Origin of the sequence: Aquitalea pelogenes, assembly GCF_041914625.1 — a bacterium.
GTDB lineage: Bacteria > Pseudomonadota > Gammaproteobacteria > Burkholderiales > Chromobacteriaceae > Aquitalea > Aquitalea pelogenes.
The window spans coordinates 85,904-102,074 of record NZ_JAYSDA010000007.1; the positions used below are offsets into that span (position 1 = coordinate 85,904).

Genomic DNA, 16,171 nt, shown 5'->3' on the forward strand with positions numbered 1-16,171 from the left:
CTGGCCGTTTTGCTGTCAGGCTTCCGGAATGTCGTCGATCAGGGCAATCAGGTCGGTGACACCGACGTCCTCGCCCAGCTGGGACAGCAAGGTGGTGGCCTGGCCACGGTGATGGGTCTGGTGGTTGAAGAAGTGCAGCAGCAGGGCATTAAAATTCTTGCGCTGTGCGATGCCGCGGGTGTTGTGATAGGCCAGCGGCTGATCAAGATCGCTGTCCTCAAGCTCGCTGCATAGCCGGATGATGACTTCGTCCAGCAGCTGTCGTCGCGCCGCCAGTGCTGGCAACTGGTCAAACAGCAGGCCGTTCAGGGAGGTGGGGGCCGCAATAGCCTGCAGAGGCAGCAAGGCGGCAAAACTGGCCGGATGCTGGCCAAAGCGTTGCAGCCACAGGGTATCGGCCACCACGATGTGATTGAGCGTGCCGAACAGCGAACCAAAAAACGCGCCGTTGTCCTGCTGCAAGGCGGCCACCGGCAAACGGGTGGCTGCCTGGTAAAGCCTGTCATTCATCCACTGGTTGTAGCGGGCTTGCAGCGCAAGCTGTTCGAGTCGGTTCATGGTCCCCTCCTGAAAACAGCACGATAACGCAGCATTTGCCGGAATGACAGGCAAAACAAAAGCGGCCATCAGGCCGCTTTTTGCACAGCATTCAAACAGGCGATCAGGCGCGCTTTTTGAATTCGCCGGTGCGGGTGTCGATTTCGATCTTTTCGCCAGTGTTGACGAAGGCCGGAACCTGAACTTCGAAGGTGGTGCCTACCAGCTTGGCCGGCTTCAGAACCTTGCCCGAAGTGTCGCCACGTACGGCCGGTTCGGTGTATTCCACTTCGCGGATTACGGTGGTCGGCAGTTCCACGGAGATGGCCTTGCCATCGTAGAAGGTTACCTGGCAAACATCTTCCATGCCGTCAACGATGTAGTTGATGGTGTCGCCCAGGTTGTCGGCTTCTACTTCGTACTGGTTGAATTCGCTGTCCATGAATACATACATCGGGTCAGCAAAGTAGGAGTAGGTGCAATCCTTGCGGTCCAGAACCACGACGTCGAACTTGTCGTCAGCGCGGTAAACGGCTTCAGAGCCGGCACCGGTCAGCAGGTTCTTCATCTTCATCTTCACGACGGAAGCGTTACGGCCGGATTTGCTGAATTCGGCTTTTTGCACGACCATCGGGTCGTTGCCTACCATGAATACGTTGCCAGCGCGGAGTTCTTGTGCGGTTTTCATTACGTGTAAAGTCCCAAACTCTTGATTGAACTCGGAAAACGGTTTCCGAAAAACGGGCTATTTTAGCCGGTTTTGTATGAATTGCACCAGCCGCATCCCCAAGTCACCGTGTTGCAGCAGTTTGTCGGGCCAGTGGCGGCTGTGCCGGTGCCATTGCGGCAGCTGTTTTTCCAGTTGTTGCCAGGCGGCCACCATGCCCTGGCCGTGGTTCCAGGCATGGCTGACGGCACGCAGGGCCGTGGCGGTCTCTGCATCCAGCGTAGCGCAATAGTGTGACAAAAAGGCATCAAGCTTCACCATGTGCGCAGCGTCGTCTTGCGGGTAGATGTGCCAGATGAAAGGCCGTCCGGCCCATTGCGCCCGCACGAAGCTGTCTTCGCCGCGCACGAAGTTGACATCACAAGACCACAAGCTCAGGTCGTAACTGTCCTGATCGGTCATCGGCAGTACATGCACGGTGAGTGAACCTCGGCTGACATGCTGGCCCGCCTTTAACGGCTGGCCCATCACGGCTTCCACGTCAGCCAGCACCTTGCCTTCCGGCACCATGCAGTGCACCGGCAGCGTGCTGTGCGTCCAGTAGTCCAGCAATTCGCGGGCCGCCGGGTTTTCGTAGGCAAACAGGCTGACGCGCCATTCTTCCGGCTGTTTTTCCGGGATATCGAACATCTGCCAGAAGGCGCGCTGTGCCAGACTGTCCTGTTGCCACTGCTGGCGGGTTTCGATCAGACCGTCCTCGCACAGCAGGCCGCCGGTGCGATCGGTAAAGCCCGGAAAGAAGAAATGCTTGGTCAGCGGCAGACGCGGGTGGGGCGAGGCCATGCCATGGCAGCCTTCCACCCAGTCTTCGGCCGACAGGTATTCCAGATTGATCCAGACCGGTTTGACGTCAGCCCGTGCCATGGCTTGTTCCACGGCGTCGGGCAGCCGGCAGCCAAATGCTTCTATCACCACCTGTGCCGGTTGGTAGTCGCCAAATGCGTCATCCGCGCGCCACTGGCATATGCGGATGCCGTCCAGCTCCTGGCTGGAGAGGCCCGGCTCCAGCAGCGGGGCAATGCGGCCGAAGCTGGCCAGGTCGTCCACCCACAGCCGTACCTCGTAGCCAAAGTCGTGCGACAGTCGGCGTGCCAGCCGCCAGGCAACGCCGATGTCGCCGTAGTTGTCGATGACGGTACAGAAAATGTCCCAGCGGAGGGTGGAGGAGTCGGGCATGGTGCAGGCATCCGGGAAAAAGCTGGCGCAGCATAGCACGGCAAGGTGACAGTGTGAGGAAGATGCCGGGCTCTCTGCGGTACATGCTTGCTAACAACATGTAACTAACACTGTTTGATAAAACAGTTAAAATGAAAGTTGCTGTCAAAAAGAAGAATGTCATGAGCGCAACTGATCAGAGTACTGGAAAATCCACTCCTTCTCGCCCGCCCCGACGCTGGCGGCGCTGGCTGGCCGGCATTGTCGCCGTGCTGCTGTTGCTGTGGGGGTTTCTGGCGGGTATTGCGCCGGGCATCGTCCAGAGTCAGGCGGCCAAATGGGCGGCAGGAATCGGCCGCAAACTGAGCCTGGGAGAGGTTTCGATCAATCCCTGGCGCATGGCAGTGGAAATCCGCCAGCTCAAGTTGGCCGAGGGCAAGGGCAGCCCCTTGTTTGCCGCAGACCGGGTCTATGTGAATCTGGACCCGACTGCCTTGCTGCTTGGGCGCTGGCAGTTGTCGGAATTCAGCGTCGATGTCCCGCAGGTATGGGTGCAGCGTGACGCCCAGGGGCAGTGGAACTGGGCGCGCTTCATCAGTGATGCCAGTGGCCCGGCCCAGCCCAAAAAAGACGATGGCTCACCGACCAAATTCCTGCTGCAGGCGCTGAACATCCGCAATGGCCAGCTCATGTTCCAAGACCAGCTGGCCGGTACTGACAGCTTCAAGGTGTCACCGCTGAATCTGGCGCTGACCGATCTTTCCACCTTGCCCGAAGCCGGTGGCTATCGCCTGCATGCCGCGTTGGGCGACGGCACCCAGCTGGACTGGAAAGGCAGCCTGCAATTGCAGCCCTTGCAATCCAGTGGCGAGGCCAGCATCCGCGGTTTTACCTTGGCCAGCATCTGGGAATACGTCAAACCGCATTTCAATATTGCTCGGCCGCAAGGCACGCTATCGGTACAGGCCAGCTATCAGTTCGACCTGAAAGGCAAGACGCCACAGTTGCAGATCAGCCCCTTCAGCGCCGAACTCAAGGGCTTGCAGATGCAGGCTCCGGGTACGCAGCATCGCTTTGTCCTGCGTTTATTGCAGCTCAAAGGGGGGCGTTTTGACCTGCAACATAGCCAGTTGAGCCTGCAACAGATCGCGCTGGATGGTGGCAGCCTGGAAGCACAGCGCATGGCGGATGGCAGCCTGGACTGGCTGGCAGCCCTGCCGGCCAGCCCGGCTGCGGGTTCCACATCCACCGCAAGCAGCAAAGCAGCCCCTTCGCCGTGGCAGGTGAAGGTGGAAGACATCAAGCTGGCCAACTGGCAATACCGCTTTGGCGATGCCGGTTTTGCCACCCCGCTTCAAATGGCAGCCCGCCTGCCGCTATTGCACGCCCGCTTTGAACTCGACCCTAAACGCGGTTTTGCGGTGGACAAGCTGGCGGGTGAACTGGCCGACATCACACTGGGCAATGCCGCGCAGCCCGCCCAGATTGCCCTGGCCAGGCTGGTGTTGCAGCCTTCGCGCATTGTGCAGCAGGGGCAGTTGATTGAACCGGGCAGCGTGGATCTGCAGGGCCTGCGTGTGGCGGTGGAGCGCAACAAACAGGGGCAGCTGAACCTGGCGAAGCTGTTTGCGCCGGGCAAGGGGAGCAAGGCCGCCAGGGAAGTCAAGACAGCAGGCAAGGCCGATGCGGACCAAAAACAGCCCGGCTGGCAGCTGCACTATCCCTTGCTGAATCTGAATGACGGCCAGATCAGCTGGACCGACCAGACCCTGGCGCGGCCGGTCAGTGCCACGCTGCGCGATGTCACGGCCAGGCTGGAGGCAAAAGAGGCGCAGCAATTGGCGCTGGACGTGGGTGGCAAGCTGGAATCCGGCCAGTTTACTGCCGCATTGCAGCTGGACCCGGCCACCTCCGCCATCAAGGGCCGGGTGAATGCCCAGTCGCTGCCGCTGGCTCCGTTTGCACCCTATGGCCTGACCGGTACACCCTTGCGCATGAACGGTGGTCAGCTTAATGCCGAGCTGAATGTCGAGTCTGCCAGTCAGGGCTGGAAAGTGGCGGGTACCGCCGGCATCAGCAAGCTGGCCATCATGGAAGCAGGCGAGAAACTGCCGCTGCTGGGCTGGAACAATCTCAAGGTCAATGGCATCAAGGCGCAAGGCAATGCCAGCCTGCCGCTGAGTGTGGCGGTGCAGGACATCCAGCTGGAAGCCTTGTCGGCCCGGCTGATTCTGGATGCCAAGCGCCAGCTCAACTGGCAGCGCATTTTTGCCGCCAAGTCTGCCGCTAATCCGCCATCGGCCACGCCAGTCACGCCAGCGAAGGCTGGTGCGATTCCGCCAGTGGATATTCGCAGCATCCACCTGAACCGCAGCAAGGTGCAGTTTGCCGACCAGAGCATGAACCCGAACTTTGCCACCCAGATGCACCATCTGCGCGGTTCGATTCAGGGCCTGTCCACCCGTCCGGGCCGTACTGGCACCATTACCCTGGATGGTGATGTCGATCAGTACGGTGATGTGCGCGTGCGTGGCGCGCTGGCCCGGATGGCGGTAACCGACAATACCGATGTCACGCTGTCTTTCCGCAATATTCCGCTCAACAACCTCAACCCTTATGCCACCACCTTTGCCGGCTGGCGCATCAATGACGGCCGCCTGACGGTGGATCTGCATTATCTGCTGGACCACCGCCAGATGAAGGGTCAGAACCGGGTGGTGATCAACACCATCCAGCTGGGCGACGAGGTGCCGGACTACAAGGGCACGCACCTGCCGCTGCGGCTGGCCGTGGCCTTGCTGGAGGATAGCGACGGCAAGATCGATCTGGACCTGCCGGTATCCGGCAGCCTGGATGACCCCCAGTTCAGCTATGGCCAGATTGTGTGGAAGGCGCTGGTGAATGTGGTGACCAAGGTGGTTACCGCCCCGTTCCGCGCGCTGGGTGCACTGCTGGGGGGCGATGGCTTTGACAATGTGTTCTTCATTCCGGGCGAAGCCAATGTCGCCCCGCCGGAGCGGGAAAAACTGGAGAAAGTAGCGGGCTTGATGAGCAAGCGTCCCAAGATGCAATTGCAGCTTGCCGGCAGCTATGATCCCGAGCTGGACAGCAAGGAACTGGCGCGGGCACGCGTGGACAGCGCCATCCTGCAAGCCGCCGGACGCAGCCTGTTGCCGGGTGAACCGCTGCCGGTGCCGGACATGGCCGACCCGGCCATGCTGGACGCCATCAAGACGGTCTACGCCCGCGAGCTGGGCCGCCTGAAGCTGATGTCGCGTACTTTGAATCCGGGTGGGCCATCCGGTACAGCATTGGCCAAACTGTTGCGTGGCGAACTGATGGCTGCGCAGAAAGTGGATGCCGCTGCCTTGCAGGCACTGGCACGTCAGCGGGCGGAAAATGCCCGCAAGGTAATGATGCACAATGACAACACTCTGGCCGATCGCATCACGCTTGGCGACCCGGCCAAAACCCGCGCCGAACGGGACGGTGTGCCGCTGGGGATCAAGTTGTCCAGCAAGTAGCGTATAAAACGGCTTGATGTCCATCAATAAACGGCGTAACTACATATGGTGTAGTACGCCGTTTTCTTTTGCCAGATGTTGTGAGTTTCTCGCAGCACCCACCATCGGCGCGCTATCGGCAAGCGGGTGTGCATTGCTTGGCGAACAGGCGTAAAGTCATGGATTGCCAAAGTGGCAAGGCTGCAGAAGTCAGGAAAATTCTCAAAAATTTCAGGAAATCGAGGGGCCGGAATGAAGCGTGAAAACAGTGCCGTCATGCTGGAGCAGGATATCTCGCGCGAGGTATTGCTGGAAAAGTATGCCAAGGGTGATGAACAGAGCGTCAGCGAGGTCAGACTGCGGGTAGCCCGTGCCCTGGCGGCGCTGGAGCAGGACCCGGCCCGCTTCGAGCCGCTGTTTTTCCAGGCACTGGACAATGGCTTCATTCCCGGTGGCCGCATCAATTCGGCTGCCGGTACCGAGCTGCGCGCCACGCTGATCAACTGCTTTGTGCAGCCGGTGGGCGATTCGGTCTCCGAACCTTCCAATGGCAAGGCCGGTATCTACGAAGCCTTGCTGCAGGCCGCCGAAACCATGCGCCGTGGCGGTGGTGTGGGCTACAACTTCTCGCGCATCCGTCCCAAGGGTGCACGGGTAAAAGGCACCAATAGCCGCGCTTCCGGGCCGGTATCGTACATGCGGGTGTTTGACCGCAGCTGCGAGACGGTGGAATCCGCCGGTGCCCGTCGCGGTGCGCAAATGGGTGTGCTGGATGTCAGCCATCCGGACGTGGAAGACTTCATCCACGCCAAGGACAAGGGCGACCTGCGCAACTTCAATATTTCGGTTGGTGTATCCGACGATTTCATGCGCGCGGTGGAAGCCGACGCCGAGTGGGAACTGACGCACAGCGTGGAACCGGCCACCGACGCCTTCCCCGGCCACTACCAGCGTGCCGACGGCCTGTGGGTGTACCGCAAGGTGTCTGCCCGTGCGCTGTGGCAGCAGATCATGGAATCCACCTATGACCACGCCGAGCCGGGCGTGCTGTTCATGTCCAAGATCAACCAGGACAACAACCTGTCCTATTGCGAGGTGATTGAATCCACCAACCCCTGCGGCGAACAACCGCTGCCGGATTACGGCTGCTGCGACCTGGGTTCGGTCAATCTCACCAAATACGTGCGTCAACCGTTTGGAGCCAAGCCCAGCTTTGATTTCAAGGCCTTCGAGAACGTGGTGCGCATGTCCATCCGCATGCTGGACAATGTGCTGGACCTGACCGTATGGCCGTTGAAAGAGCAGGAGCGCGAAGCGCAGTCCAAACGCCGCGTCGGTCTGGGTTTTACCGGCCTGGGCGATGCGCTGATCATGCTGAAGATTCGTTACGACAGCGAAGAAGGCCGACGTTTTGCCGCGCGCATTTCCGAATCCATGCGCGATGCAGCCTATGATGCCTCGGTGGACCTGGCTATCGAGAAGGGCGCTTTCCCGCTGTTTGATGCCGACAAATATCTGGCCGAACCGCATTGCGCCAGCCGCCTGCCTGACAGCATCAAGGCCCGTATCCGCAAGCACGGCATCCGCAACTCGCACCTGCTGTCGATAGCTCCTACCGGCACCATTTCGCTGGCGTTTGCCGATAACGCCAGCAATGGCATCGAGCCGCCGTTCTCCTGGTTCTACACCCGCAAAAAGCGCATGGCCGATGGCACGACCCAGGAATACCTGGTGGAAGACCATGCCTATCGCGTCTACCGCATGCAGGGTGGCGACACCCAGGCGCTGCCGGACTACTTTGTCTCGGCTCTGGAAATGAGTGCGCTGGACCATATGCGCATGGTGGCTGCCGTGGCCCCGTATATCGACACCGCCATCTCCAAGACGGTGAACGTGCCGGCGGATTATCCGTTTGCCGATTTCGAAAGCCTGTATCTGGAAGCCTGGCGCAATGGCCTGAAGGGCATTACCACTTACCGTCCCAACAGCGTGCTCGGTTCGGTACTGTCGGTGGAACCGGCCAAGGAAAGCGCCAAGGAAGCCCCGCAGGACCTGTCCGCCAGCCAGGATGGCGACCCGGACCGCCGCATCACCCTGAACACTGCGCCCAGCCCGGCGCTGGCCAGCCTGAAATGGCCAAACCGGCCCAAGCTGAAAGAGGGCAACCCCTCCTGGACCTATATGGTGGAAGGCCCGGCCGGTGACTTTGCCGTGGTGGTGGGACATGTGGAAAATGGCCGCATTACGCCGTTTGAGTGCTGGGTGAATGCCACCGAAGAACAGCGTGGCCTGGGCGCGATTGCCAAGACCCTTTCGATGGACATGCGCTGCCGCGACCACGCCTGGCTGTCGGCCAAGCTGGAAGCCTTGTCGCATACCAATGGCGACAAGCGCTATGTGTTCGAGCTGGGCGAACGCACCGTCTATGCCACTTCCGCTGCCGCCGCACTGGGGCAGGTGGTACGTCATCGCGTGGAACAGCTGGGCGCACTGACTGCTGACCAGCACGAACCCACCCCGGTGATGGATGCGCTGTTTGCCCGCAAGGAACCGAAATCCGGCACCGATGGCACCATGAGCTGGTCGGTGGATGTGGCCAACCCGCAAACCGGTGACGATTTCGTGCTCTTCCTGAAAGAACTGGTATTGCCCAATGGCCAGCGCCGCCCGTACTCGGTGTGGCTGGCCGGTAATTACCCGCGTGAACTGGATGGCCTGTGCAAGATGCTGTCGCTGGACATGCGGGTGATCGATCCGGCCTGGATCGGCATGAAGCTGCGTAAGCTGTTGAGCTATGCCGAGCCACAAGGCGATTTCTTTGCCCGCATTCCGGGTCAGGAAAAATCGCAAAGCTGGCCGTCCACCGTGGCCTATATGGCGCAGCTGATGATTCATCGCTACGCCATGCTGGGTGTGCTGACCCAGGATGGGGTGCCGCTGGAAGAAATGGGGGTGATGGTGCCGGAGCAGAGCGATCTGTTCAGCCCGGAAACTGCCGCCCAGCCGGCACTCAAACCCTTGTCCGGCAAGCCCTGCCCGGAATGCGGCAATCATGCGCTGATCAAGAAGGATGGTTGTGAATTCTGCACCGCCTGCGGCCATGTTGGGGCTTGTGGTTAAGGTGTAGTGCTTGCGGGTGGGGCGGTCTGTAAGCTGACCTGCCTGCAGGCTTGAGCCTCAGCCATCGTCCTGATAGCGGTTTTCTGGCAGGCCGCAGTGGCCAGTGCGAATGGCCAGTACCGCACCATCTTGCGGGCCAGGCTGACTCAGGCCGAAGCGGGCGGAAGTAATCAGCAGGGTATCCAGTCTGCTACCACCATCGGCATTGCCGAAGGTACAACTGGTCGGGTTACGCGCCGGCAGCGGGATGATGCGGTCGGTTTTACCTGTTGGTGTGGTTCGCACGATGCAGCCTCCGCCAAAGCGGGCCGTCCACAGACAGCCATCCTCATCCATGGCCGAACCATCGGGAATGCCCGGCCCGCCTTGTTGCAACACCCGGCGCTGGCTGATGTCGCCGGATGCCGCGTCGTAGTCCCACACCCAGATGGCATTGCGCTGGCTGTCGCCAGCATAAAAGCAGCGCTGGTCGGGCGACCAGGCCATGGTATTGGGACAGCCGAATTCGGCTGCGCTCAAGGCGATGGCTTGCTCCCCGCTGGTGCGCCACAGGCGACCGGCAAAGCGGGAGGTGGCGCGTGGCTGGCCATTGTCGTCCAGATTGTTTTCCATGCTGGCCACCCAGAAGCGTCCGGCCGGATCACACTTGCCTTCATTCAGCCGCAGCAGCGGGTCGGTTTCCGGCCGGGTGAGCCAGTGCAACAGCCCTTGTGTGGGCGTCCACAGCGCGGTGCCGCTGGCGAAGGCCACCACCGCCATGTCGCCCTGCCGGTTCAGCGCCAGTGCGGCAGGCAGTTCGGCAGTGGGAAAGCTGTCGGTGCGGCCATCCGGCCAGCGGCGGCTGATGGCCTGTGCCGTCATGTCCACCGACCACAAGCAGCCGTGTACCGCATCCCAGAACGGGCTTTCGCCTACGTGGTCGCGTTGTCTGCCCCAGATGGCTATTTTCATGATTCTGATTCGGAAAAATAGTGCGGAAACAGGGCTTGCGCCTGCTCCAGAAAAGAGAATATCCGCCGCAGATGCAACTGCAGGCAGGCTTCCGCTTCCATGCCATCGCTGCCGGCAATGCTGTCGCGTATGGCCTGGTGCTGGGCAATCACCATGGCCAGATCCTCCACCGAGGCCACCGTCAATTGCCGGAAACGGTCCATATGCACCTTGACGCGGGCAATCTCCTCGATCACCGGTCCGCAGCCGGCAAACAGGGCGATATGGCGGTGAAAATCCTCGTCCGACTGATAAAAGCGTTCCAGATCGCCCACTTGCAGATAAGTACGTTGCAGAGTGATTTCCTTGTCCAGCTGCATCAGCAGGAGCTGGCGATCCGCAATGGCCATGACTTTGCGCAACATGGCGGTTTCCAATGCTTCGCGCATGAATTGCGACTTTTCCAGATCGCTGCGGCGCAGCGTTAGTACACGGCTGCCCCGCTGCGGCATGACTTCCAGCAGACCCTGTTCCGCCAGCCTGGCCATCGCCTCGCGCACCGGGGTACGGCTGACGCCCAGGGTGGCGGAAAGCGAGGCTTCGGAAATCAGCTGACCCGGTTCCAGTTCAAAGCGACAAATCCGCTCCAGCAGCAACTGGTATAGCTGGCGCGCCAGCGGCTGGCGCGGATCCGGCACAAAGGGTTTGGGCGTAGCCAAGGCTGCAGGCTTGCTCATTACACTCGCAGACCTTGCATGAACTGACGGCGCAGCAGCACAAACAGCAATAAGGTGGGTAGCGAGGCCAGCACGGCGGCGGTCAGCATGATATTGGGCCCGCTTTGCGCATAACTGCCCTGGAATACCAGCAAGGCATTCATGATGGAACGGGTGTCCGGGCTATTGCCCAGCACCGAGGAAAACAGCATGTCGTTCCAGATCCAGGTGAATTGCAGCAGGAACACCGCCGACATCGGGCCGCGCAGATTGGGCAGGATGATGCGCCAGAACAGCGTGAATTCCGACGCGCCATCCAGCCGTGCCGCCTGGTCGATTTCCAGGCTGAGGTTCTGCATGTAATTGCGTAATACCAGCACCGGGAAAGGAATGCAGATGGCGGTATACAGCAGGCACATGCCCAGATGCGTATCCAGCAGCTCAGCCCACTGGAAGCCGAAGAACAGTGGAATCAGGTACATCTGGAAGGGAAACACCGTGCCGGCAAACAGCAGCAGGAACCACAGATTGCGATGCCTGAATTGCATGCGTGCCAGTGGATAAGCGGCCATGGCGGCCAGCAGCACCGCCAGCGAGGCACCCACCGCGGCATACAAGCTGGAGTTGAGCATGGCCTGCGCCATATCGCCCTGTTCCCAGGCCATGCGGATATTCTCCAGCAAGGGGGACACACTCTCGGGCAGGGACAGTGGAGGCGAGGCGGCATACTCGGCGGTGGATTTGAAGATGGCCAGCAAGACATAGCTGAAGGGCAGCAGCCACAGCAAGGCGATGGCTAATCCGCACAGGGCCTTGCCCCAGCGTGGCGGAGATGCCGGCGGCGGCAGGGCCAGCCATTTGGCTTGTTGCGATGTCAGGTTTTGCATCAGCGGACCATCCTGTCTACACGGGCTTGCAATAAGGTCTGGAGCCAGGTGACGGCCAGCACCACGCTACCAATCACCACGGCGGTGGCGGCAGCAAAGGCCCAGCTGTTTTTCTGGAAGGCTTCGAAGTACATGAACACCGCCAGCGACAGGGTGCGCTGCTGCGGATAGTTCGCTCCCATCACCCACAGCAGATCAAACACGGTAAAGCCGGCCAGTACTGACAGAATCACCACCATCAGCAAGGTGGGGGCGAGCAAGGGCAGGGTGATGTGGCGGAACACCTGCCAGGGCAGGGCACCATCCATGCGGGCAGCATCCAGCGGGTCGCGCGGTAGCGCAGCCAGCCCCAGCAACAGCAAGACCATCACCAACCCGCAGCTTTGCCAGACAAAGGTCAGGATGATGGCTGGCGTGACCAGCTGTTCTTCAAACAGCCAGCCGGTTTCCACCGGCATGCTGGTGAACTGTCCCAGCATCTGGTTGAGCATGCCTTGTGGTGCGTACACGTAGTACCACATCACACCCACCGCCGTCGGGGCCAGAATGCGCGGCAGAAAAATAATGGATTTGAACCATTCCTGGCCAGGCATCTGGCGGAACAGCAGCGCCAGTCCCAATCCTGCCGTGAGGGGAAACAGTACCGAGGCCAGCACCCACAGCGCGGTATTGCCCAACGCATCGTCAAAGTAGGGGCTGGACCACAACTGGTGATAGTTTTCCCAGCCGGCGAACTCGTCCCGGCCCTCAAACAATTGCCATTGGGTAAAGCTGAGCCAGATGTTGTACAGCACCGGCAGTAACAGCAGGGCTGTCACCAACAGCAGGGCAGGTGCCATGAAGCGCAGTGCCAGGCGGAACTGACGCCCTTGTCGGGCGCGTTCGCGTGCCTTGATTTGTGCCAGTCCGATGCGGGCCAGCAGTTGTTGATCGTGCTGCAAGAGCGGGTTCATGCCGGTCTCCGTTCAAGTGCGGGTGGCTGGCCGGTGGCCAGGCGATGGATCAGGACTTCTTGCGCTTGCTCCAATAAGCCGCATTCAGGCTTTGCATGCGCTGCATGACGTTCTGGGCGGTGTTCATGTCCGGTTTGAGCATGAAACGGTTGAATTCCGCCACCATCTCTCCTTGCAATGCGGTGGGCACGCCTTCCCACCAGCGCAGAAACATGGCATGCCGCGTTTGGGCCAGTTGGGCATTCACCTGGCTGACAATGGCATTGGGGGCGGCAATCTTGTTGTTGCCGATATAGTTGCCCGATGCCTTGCCCCAGGTTTGCGCACCCTGGTTGGAAACCCAGAAGCGCAGCGTCTTCATTACATCGGGATTGGCTGCTCCCTTGCGGGAAACCACAATCGGTGCGCCTTCCACAATAATGGCCGGCTGCTGCACACCAGGCGCATTGGGCAGGATGAATACGCCCAGCTCCTGAAGTGGGAAGCCCGCCTTGCCCAGCAGGCCGACTGCCCAATCGCCGAACAAATACATCACCCCCTTGCCCCGGACAAAGTCGTTGATTTCTTCATTGGAACGCGGGTCGGAAAACCAGCCTTTGGCATACATGTCGGCCCATATGCTGAATACCTTGCGCACCGCCGGGCTGTCATAGGCCACGCTGCCATTGTTCAGGCCGACATAGGCCTTGGGGTCGGTGCGCAGCAGCAGTTCCTGAAACCAGATGAAGCCGCGCCAGCCATCCTGGGTGGTGGCCAGAAACGGCGTTTGGCCGGCAGCTTTGATACGAGCAGCAACGGTTTGCAGCTCGGCCCAGTTGCTGGGCGGTTTCAAGCCCAGACGGGCAAATACGCGCTTGTCGTACAACACCACCCAGCGCGACAGCTGCAAAGGAACGGCATAGGGCTGACCACCCACGCTGAACAGCTCCTTGACGCCAGGCTGAAAGCGGCCATCGGCTTCCATCTCTTTCCACAGTGCGTCCAGTGGTGCCAGCTGACCGGTGGCTGCCAGCGTATTCAGCGATGCGCCGGTCCACCAGGTAAACAGCTCCGGTGTGCGGCCAGAGGCGACCGAGGCCTGAATGAAGGTCTTGTATTGCTCCGCACTGGCATAAGGTGAAATTTTCAGGCTGATGCCATCGGTGCGCGCGGCATTGGCCACGGCCTGCAATGGTCCACTCCAGAAGCCCTTGTCATTGAACAGTTGTACTTCTTTGGCCGAGACAGCAGTGCTGAACAGGCAGCCAGCTAGCAGAGCAAAACGGAGCAGGGCTGGGCGTGTCATGGTGTATTGGTCTCCTGAGGCTGCTGATCAGCACGTAGCGATATGCCGCTATCGGCATCGAACAGGTGCAGGTTTTCAGTACGGACGGTAAAGCGCAGGGTCTGGCCATCGGCAACCGGACGTGGGGGCAGTTGGCGGGCAATCAGCGGCCCGCTGGCAGATTCGGCAAACAGCAGGGTTTCATTGCCCAGCATTTCCGACAGCGTGATGGTGGCGGCAAAGGTTTCTGCCGCTGGTGGTGTTTCATCCGGCCAATGTGGCAGGATGTCTTCCGGGCGCAAGCCGGCGCAGACACGCTGTCCATGCGTCAATGCCGTGCCAAAGCGTGTCCGGTCCAGTGGTATGCGCAGCGCGGGCGAGGCAAAGAAGAAGTGTTCCCCCTCCTGCTGCAGTGTGCCGTGGAAGAAGTTCATTTGCGGTGTACCGATGAAGCTGGCAACAAAGTGATTGGCCGGATTCCGGAATACATCCAGCGGGCTGCCTTGCTGCACGATGGCTCCGTCTTTCATCACCACCATGATGTCGGCCAGGGTCATGGCTTCTACCTGATCGTGGGTCACATAAACGGTGGTGACCTTGAGCCGGTGTTGCAGACGCTTGATTTCCACCCGCATCTGGTTGCGCAGCTTGGCATCCAGATTGGATAGCGGTTCATCAAACAGAAACACCTTGGGCTCGCGTACGATGGCCCGTCCCATGGCCACCCGCTGGCGCTGGCCACCGGATAGTTCGGCCGGCTTGCGGTTCAGGTAAGGTGCCAGCTCCAGTGTTTTTACCGCAGCATCAATCCGGTCTTGCCGCTCGGCGGCAGAGATGCCCGCCAGCTTCAGCGAAAAGGCCAGGTTTTCCTGCACCGTCATGTGCGGATAAAGCGCATAGGACTGGAACACCATGGCCACGCTACGTTCCTGGGGCGGCAGCTCATTAGCCAGTTTGCCGTCAATCAGCAACTGGCCATGGCTGATGCTTTCCAGTCCGGCAATCATGCGAAGGGTGGTGGACTTGCCGCAACCGGAAGGGCCGACCAGCACCACGAAGGCTCCATCGGGTATATCGAGATTGATGCCGCGCACCACCACCTGCTGTTCGTATACCTTGACCAGGTCGCGCAGGCAGACTTCAGCCATGGTGCACCCCCACCTGCTTTTGGTGCGGGTCGGCCCAGCGCCGCTCCGGCAAAATGCCATACCAGCCGGGTCGGCCGGGGTCGCGGTCATAGGCATAGCCACCCACGCTGCGGTAGTGCTCGGCATACTGCGCCAGCTTGTCACGGCACACTTCGACCCCCAGACCCGGCCCGGACGGCAAGGTAATGGCTCCGTTCTGATAGCTGAATTTGCCGCCCACCAGAATATCGTCGCTCAGGTGATGGTAATGGGCATCGGCCGCAAAATTGAGATTGGGCAAGGCAGCGCCCAGATGCAGCATGGAAGCCAGCTGGATGCCCAGTTCGCCGGAAGAGTGAATGGCGGCGGAGTGCTGGAAGGTTTCCAGCACGGTGCCTGCCTTGTACGCCTGCCGCAGCCCGCCCCAGAAGGTGGTATCCAGCAGGATGACATCCACCAGGCTGTGGCGCATGCATTGCGCCAGCTGTTCAAAATTGACCACCACCATATTGGTGGCGGTGGGAATGGGCTGGCGTTCGCGCACACGGCGCATGCCTTCCAGCCCCCAGGTAGGGTCTTCCAGATAATCATTCGGCAGATGGGCGATGGCGCGACCGACACGCAGGCTTTCTTCCACCGACCAGGTAGCGTTCGGGTCCAGTCGCAGCCGGTCGCCAGGCAGGGCGGCGGCCAGCGCTTCCATGACGGCGATATCGTGGTCGGGGGCAAAGTGTCCGCCCTTGAGCTTGTGAACCCGGAAGCCATGGCGCTGCTTCAGTTCCAGTGCATGGCGAACCATGTCCTCGGGCATGGTTTCACCACCGTGGCCATCATGTTCGTAGCGGTAGAACAGGTAAGCGGCAAAATCCACCTGCTCGCGCAGCGCACCGCCAAGGAAATCACAGGCACGCATGCCAAGTTGCTTTCCAGCCAGATCCATACAGGCCATTTCGATGGCGGCATGCAATTGCAAACGGTTGTTGTACAGGCTGGCCGTGGGATTCATGATTTTCCAGCGCAGTTGTTCAAACTGCAGCGGATCATGACCCTTCAGGTAGGGCAGCAAGGCCTTGACGGCCGCTTCGGCACTTTCGCCGCCACCGCCCAGTTCGCCCCAGCCGGATAAACCGTTATCGTCGACCACCTCCACCACGGTGCGGACAAAGCGCTGCCAGTGCACGCCGGCGGAATGTCTGAGCGGAGCTTCCAGAGGAACGGCAACCGTGGTTGCCTTGATATCTACAATGGCCAT

Annotated in this window: 12 protein-coding genes; 2 read left to right on the forward strand and 10 right to left on the reverse strand. The window is 60.4% G+C overall.

The genetic code is table 11. The features are described 5' to 3' along the window. Window positions 1-15 precede the first annotated feature (15 nt). From ACE3SE_RS07845 to earP, 3 genes are all read right to left on the reverse strand, one after another. Window positions 16-558 (reverse strand): DinB family protein, encoded by a 543-nt coding sequence (locus ACE3SE_RS07845; protein ID WP_374554457.1) that lies wholly within the window; start codon window positions 556-558, stop codon window positions 16-18. A gap of 103 nt (window positions 559-661) precedes the next feature. Next, window positions 662-1,225 (reverse strand): elongation factor P, encoded by a 564-nt coding sequence (efp, locus tag ACE3SE_RS07850; RefSeq protein ID WP_045846211.1) that lies wholly within the window; start codon window positions 1,223-1,225, stop codon window positions 662-664. Between the two features lie 57 nt (window positions 1,226-1,282). Beyond that, window positions 1,283-2,440, reverse strand: coding sequence for an elongation factor P maturation arginine rhamnosyltransferase EarP (gene earP, locus ACE3SE_RS07855; protein WP_374554460.1), 1,158 nt, complete (start codon window positions 2,438-2,440; stop codon window positions 1,283-1,285). A 161-nt stretch (window positions 2,441-2,601) separates the two neighbouring features. Here earP and ACE3SE_RS07860 point away from each other — a divergent pair, with 161 nt between their 5' ends. Then, window positions 2,602-5,943: a DUF748 domain-containing protein gene (locus tag ACE3SE_RS07860; protein WP_374554462.1), complete on the forward strand. Its 3,342-nt coding sequence runs from the start codon at window positions 2,602-2,604 to the stop codon at window positions 5,941-5,943. A gap of 231 nt (window positions 5,944-6,174) precedes the next feature. Then, on the forward strand, window positions 6,175-9,042 hold the full coding sequence (locus ACE3SE_RS07865) for an adenosylcobalamin-dependent ribonucleoside-diphosphate reductase (protein ID WP_374554464.1): 2,868 nt from the start codon (window positions 6,175-6,177) through the stop codon (window positions 9,040-9,042). A 57-nt stretch (window positions 9,043-9,099) separates the two neighbouring features. On the opposite strand, the gene ACE3SE_RS07870 is transcribed toward ACE3SE_RS07865, so the two are convergent. From ACE3SE_RS07870 to ACE3SE_RS07900, 7 genes are read right to left on the reverse strand one after another with little or no spacing between them, the layout of a single operon-like run. Next, entirely contained in the window at window positions 9,100-9,993 is an 894-nt protein-coding gene (locus ACE3SE_RS07870) for an SMP-30/gluconolactonase/LRE family protein (protein ID WP_374554466.1), read from the reverse strand. Next, complete coding sequence (locus tag ACE3SE_RS07875; RefSeq protein ID WP_374554468.1) at window positions 9,990-10,709, reverse strand: GntR family transcriptional regulator; 720 nt, start codon at window positions 10,707-10,709, stop codon at window positions 9,990-9,992. The genes ACE3SE_RS07870 and ACE3SE_RS07875 overlap by 4 nt, the downstream gene beginning before the upstream one ends. Next, window positions 10,709-11,575, reverse strand: a complete 867-nt coding sequence (locus tag ACE3SE_RS07880; RefSeq protein WP_374554470.1) for a carbohydrate ABC transporter permease — start codon at window positions 11,573-11,575, stop codon at window positions 10,709-10,711. The genes ACE3SE_RS07875 and ACE3SE_RS07880 overlap by 1 nt, the downstream gene beginning before the upstream one ends. Then, entirely contained in the window at window positions 11,575-12,528 is a 954-nt protein-coding gene (locus ACE3SE_RS07885) for a carbohydrate ABC transporter permease (RefSeq protein WP_374554472.1), read from the reverse strand. The genes ACE3SE_RS07880 and ACE3SE_RS07885 overlap by 1 nt, the downstream gene beginning before the upstream one ends. A gap of 49 nt (window positions 12,529-12,577) precedes the next feature. Then, a complete protein-coding gene (locus ACE3SE_RS07890) occupies window positions 12,578-13,813 on the reverse strand; it encodes an ABC transporter substrate-binding protein (RefSeq protein ID WP_131358789.1) in 1,236 nt (411 codons plus the stop codon). After that, window positions 13,810-14,940: an ABC transporter ATP-binding protein gene (locus ACE3SE_RS07895; protein ID WP_374554474.1), complete on the reverse strand. Its 1,131-nt coding sequence runs from the start codon at window positions 14,938-14,940 to the stop codon at window positions 13,810-13,812. The genes ACE3SE_RS07890 and ACE3SE_RS07895 overlap by 4 nt, the downstream gene beginning before the upstream one ends. Continuing rightward, window positions 14,933-16,171 carry an enolase C-terminal domain-like protein gene (locus ACE3SE_RS07900; RefSeq protein WP_374554476.1) on the reverse strand — a complete coding sequence of 413 codons (1,239 nt, stop codon included), beginning with the start codon at window positions 16,169-16,171 and terminating at the stop codon, window positions 14,933-14,935. Before ACE3SE_RS07900 ends, ACE3SE_RS07895 begins: the two co-directional genes overlap by 8 nt.

Coding starts and splice junctions, on each gene's coding strand:
- ACE3SE_RS07845 (WP_374554457.1), bottom strand. CDS start 558: ATGAACCGACTCGAACAGCTTGCGCTGCAAGCCCGCTACAACCAGTGG.
- efp (WP_045846211.1), bottom strand. CDS start 1,225: ATGAAAACCGCACAAGAACTCCGCGCTGGCAACGTATTCATGGTAGGC.
- earP (WP_374554460.1), bottom strand. CDS start 2,440: ATGCCCGACTCCTCCACCCTCCGCTGGGACATTTTCTGTACCGTCATC.
- ACE3SE_RS07860 (WP_374554462.1), top strand. CDS start 2,602: ATGAGCGCAACTGATCAGAGTACTGGAAAATCCACTCCTTCTCGCCCG.
- ACE3SE_RS07865 (WP_374554464.1), top strand. CDS start 6,175: ATGAAGCGTGAAAACAGTGCCGTCATGCTGGAGCAGGATATCTCGCGC.
- ACE3SE_RS07870 (WP_374554466.1), bottom strand. CDS start 9,993: ATGAAAATAGCCATCTGGGGCAGACAACGCGACCACGTAGGCGAAAGC.
- ACE3SE_RS07875 (WP_374554468.1), bottom strand. CDS start 10,709: ATGAGCAAGCCTGCAGCCTTGGCTACGCCCAAACCCTTTGTGCCGGAT.
- ACE3SE_RS07880 (WP_374554470.1), bottom strand. CDS start 11,575: ATGCAAAACCTGACATCGCAACAAGCCAAATGGCTGGCCCTGCCGCCG.
- ACE3SE_RS07885 (WP_374554472.1), bottom strand. CDS start 12,528: ATGAACCCGCTCTTGCAGCACGATCAACAACTGCTGGCCCGCATCGGA.
- ACE3SE_RS07890 (WP_131358789.1), bottom strand. CDS start 13,813: ATGACACGCCCAGCCCTGCTCCGTTTTGCTCTGCTAGCTGGCTGCCTG.
- ACE3SE_RS07895 (WP_374554474.1), bottom strand. CDS start 14,940: ATGGCTGAAGTCTGCCTGCGCGACCTGGTCAAGGTATACGAACAGCAG.
- ACE3SE_RS07900 (WP_374554476.1), bottom strand. CDS start 16,171: ATGGCCATTGTAGATATCAAGGCAACCACGGTTGCCGTTCCTCTGGAA.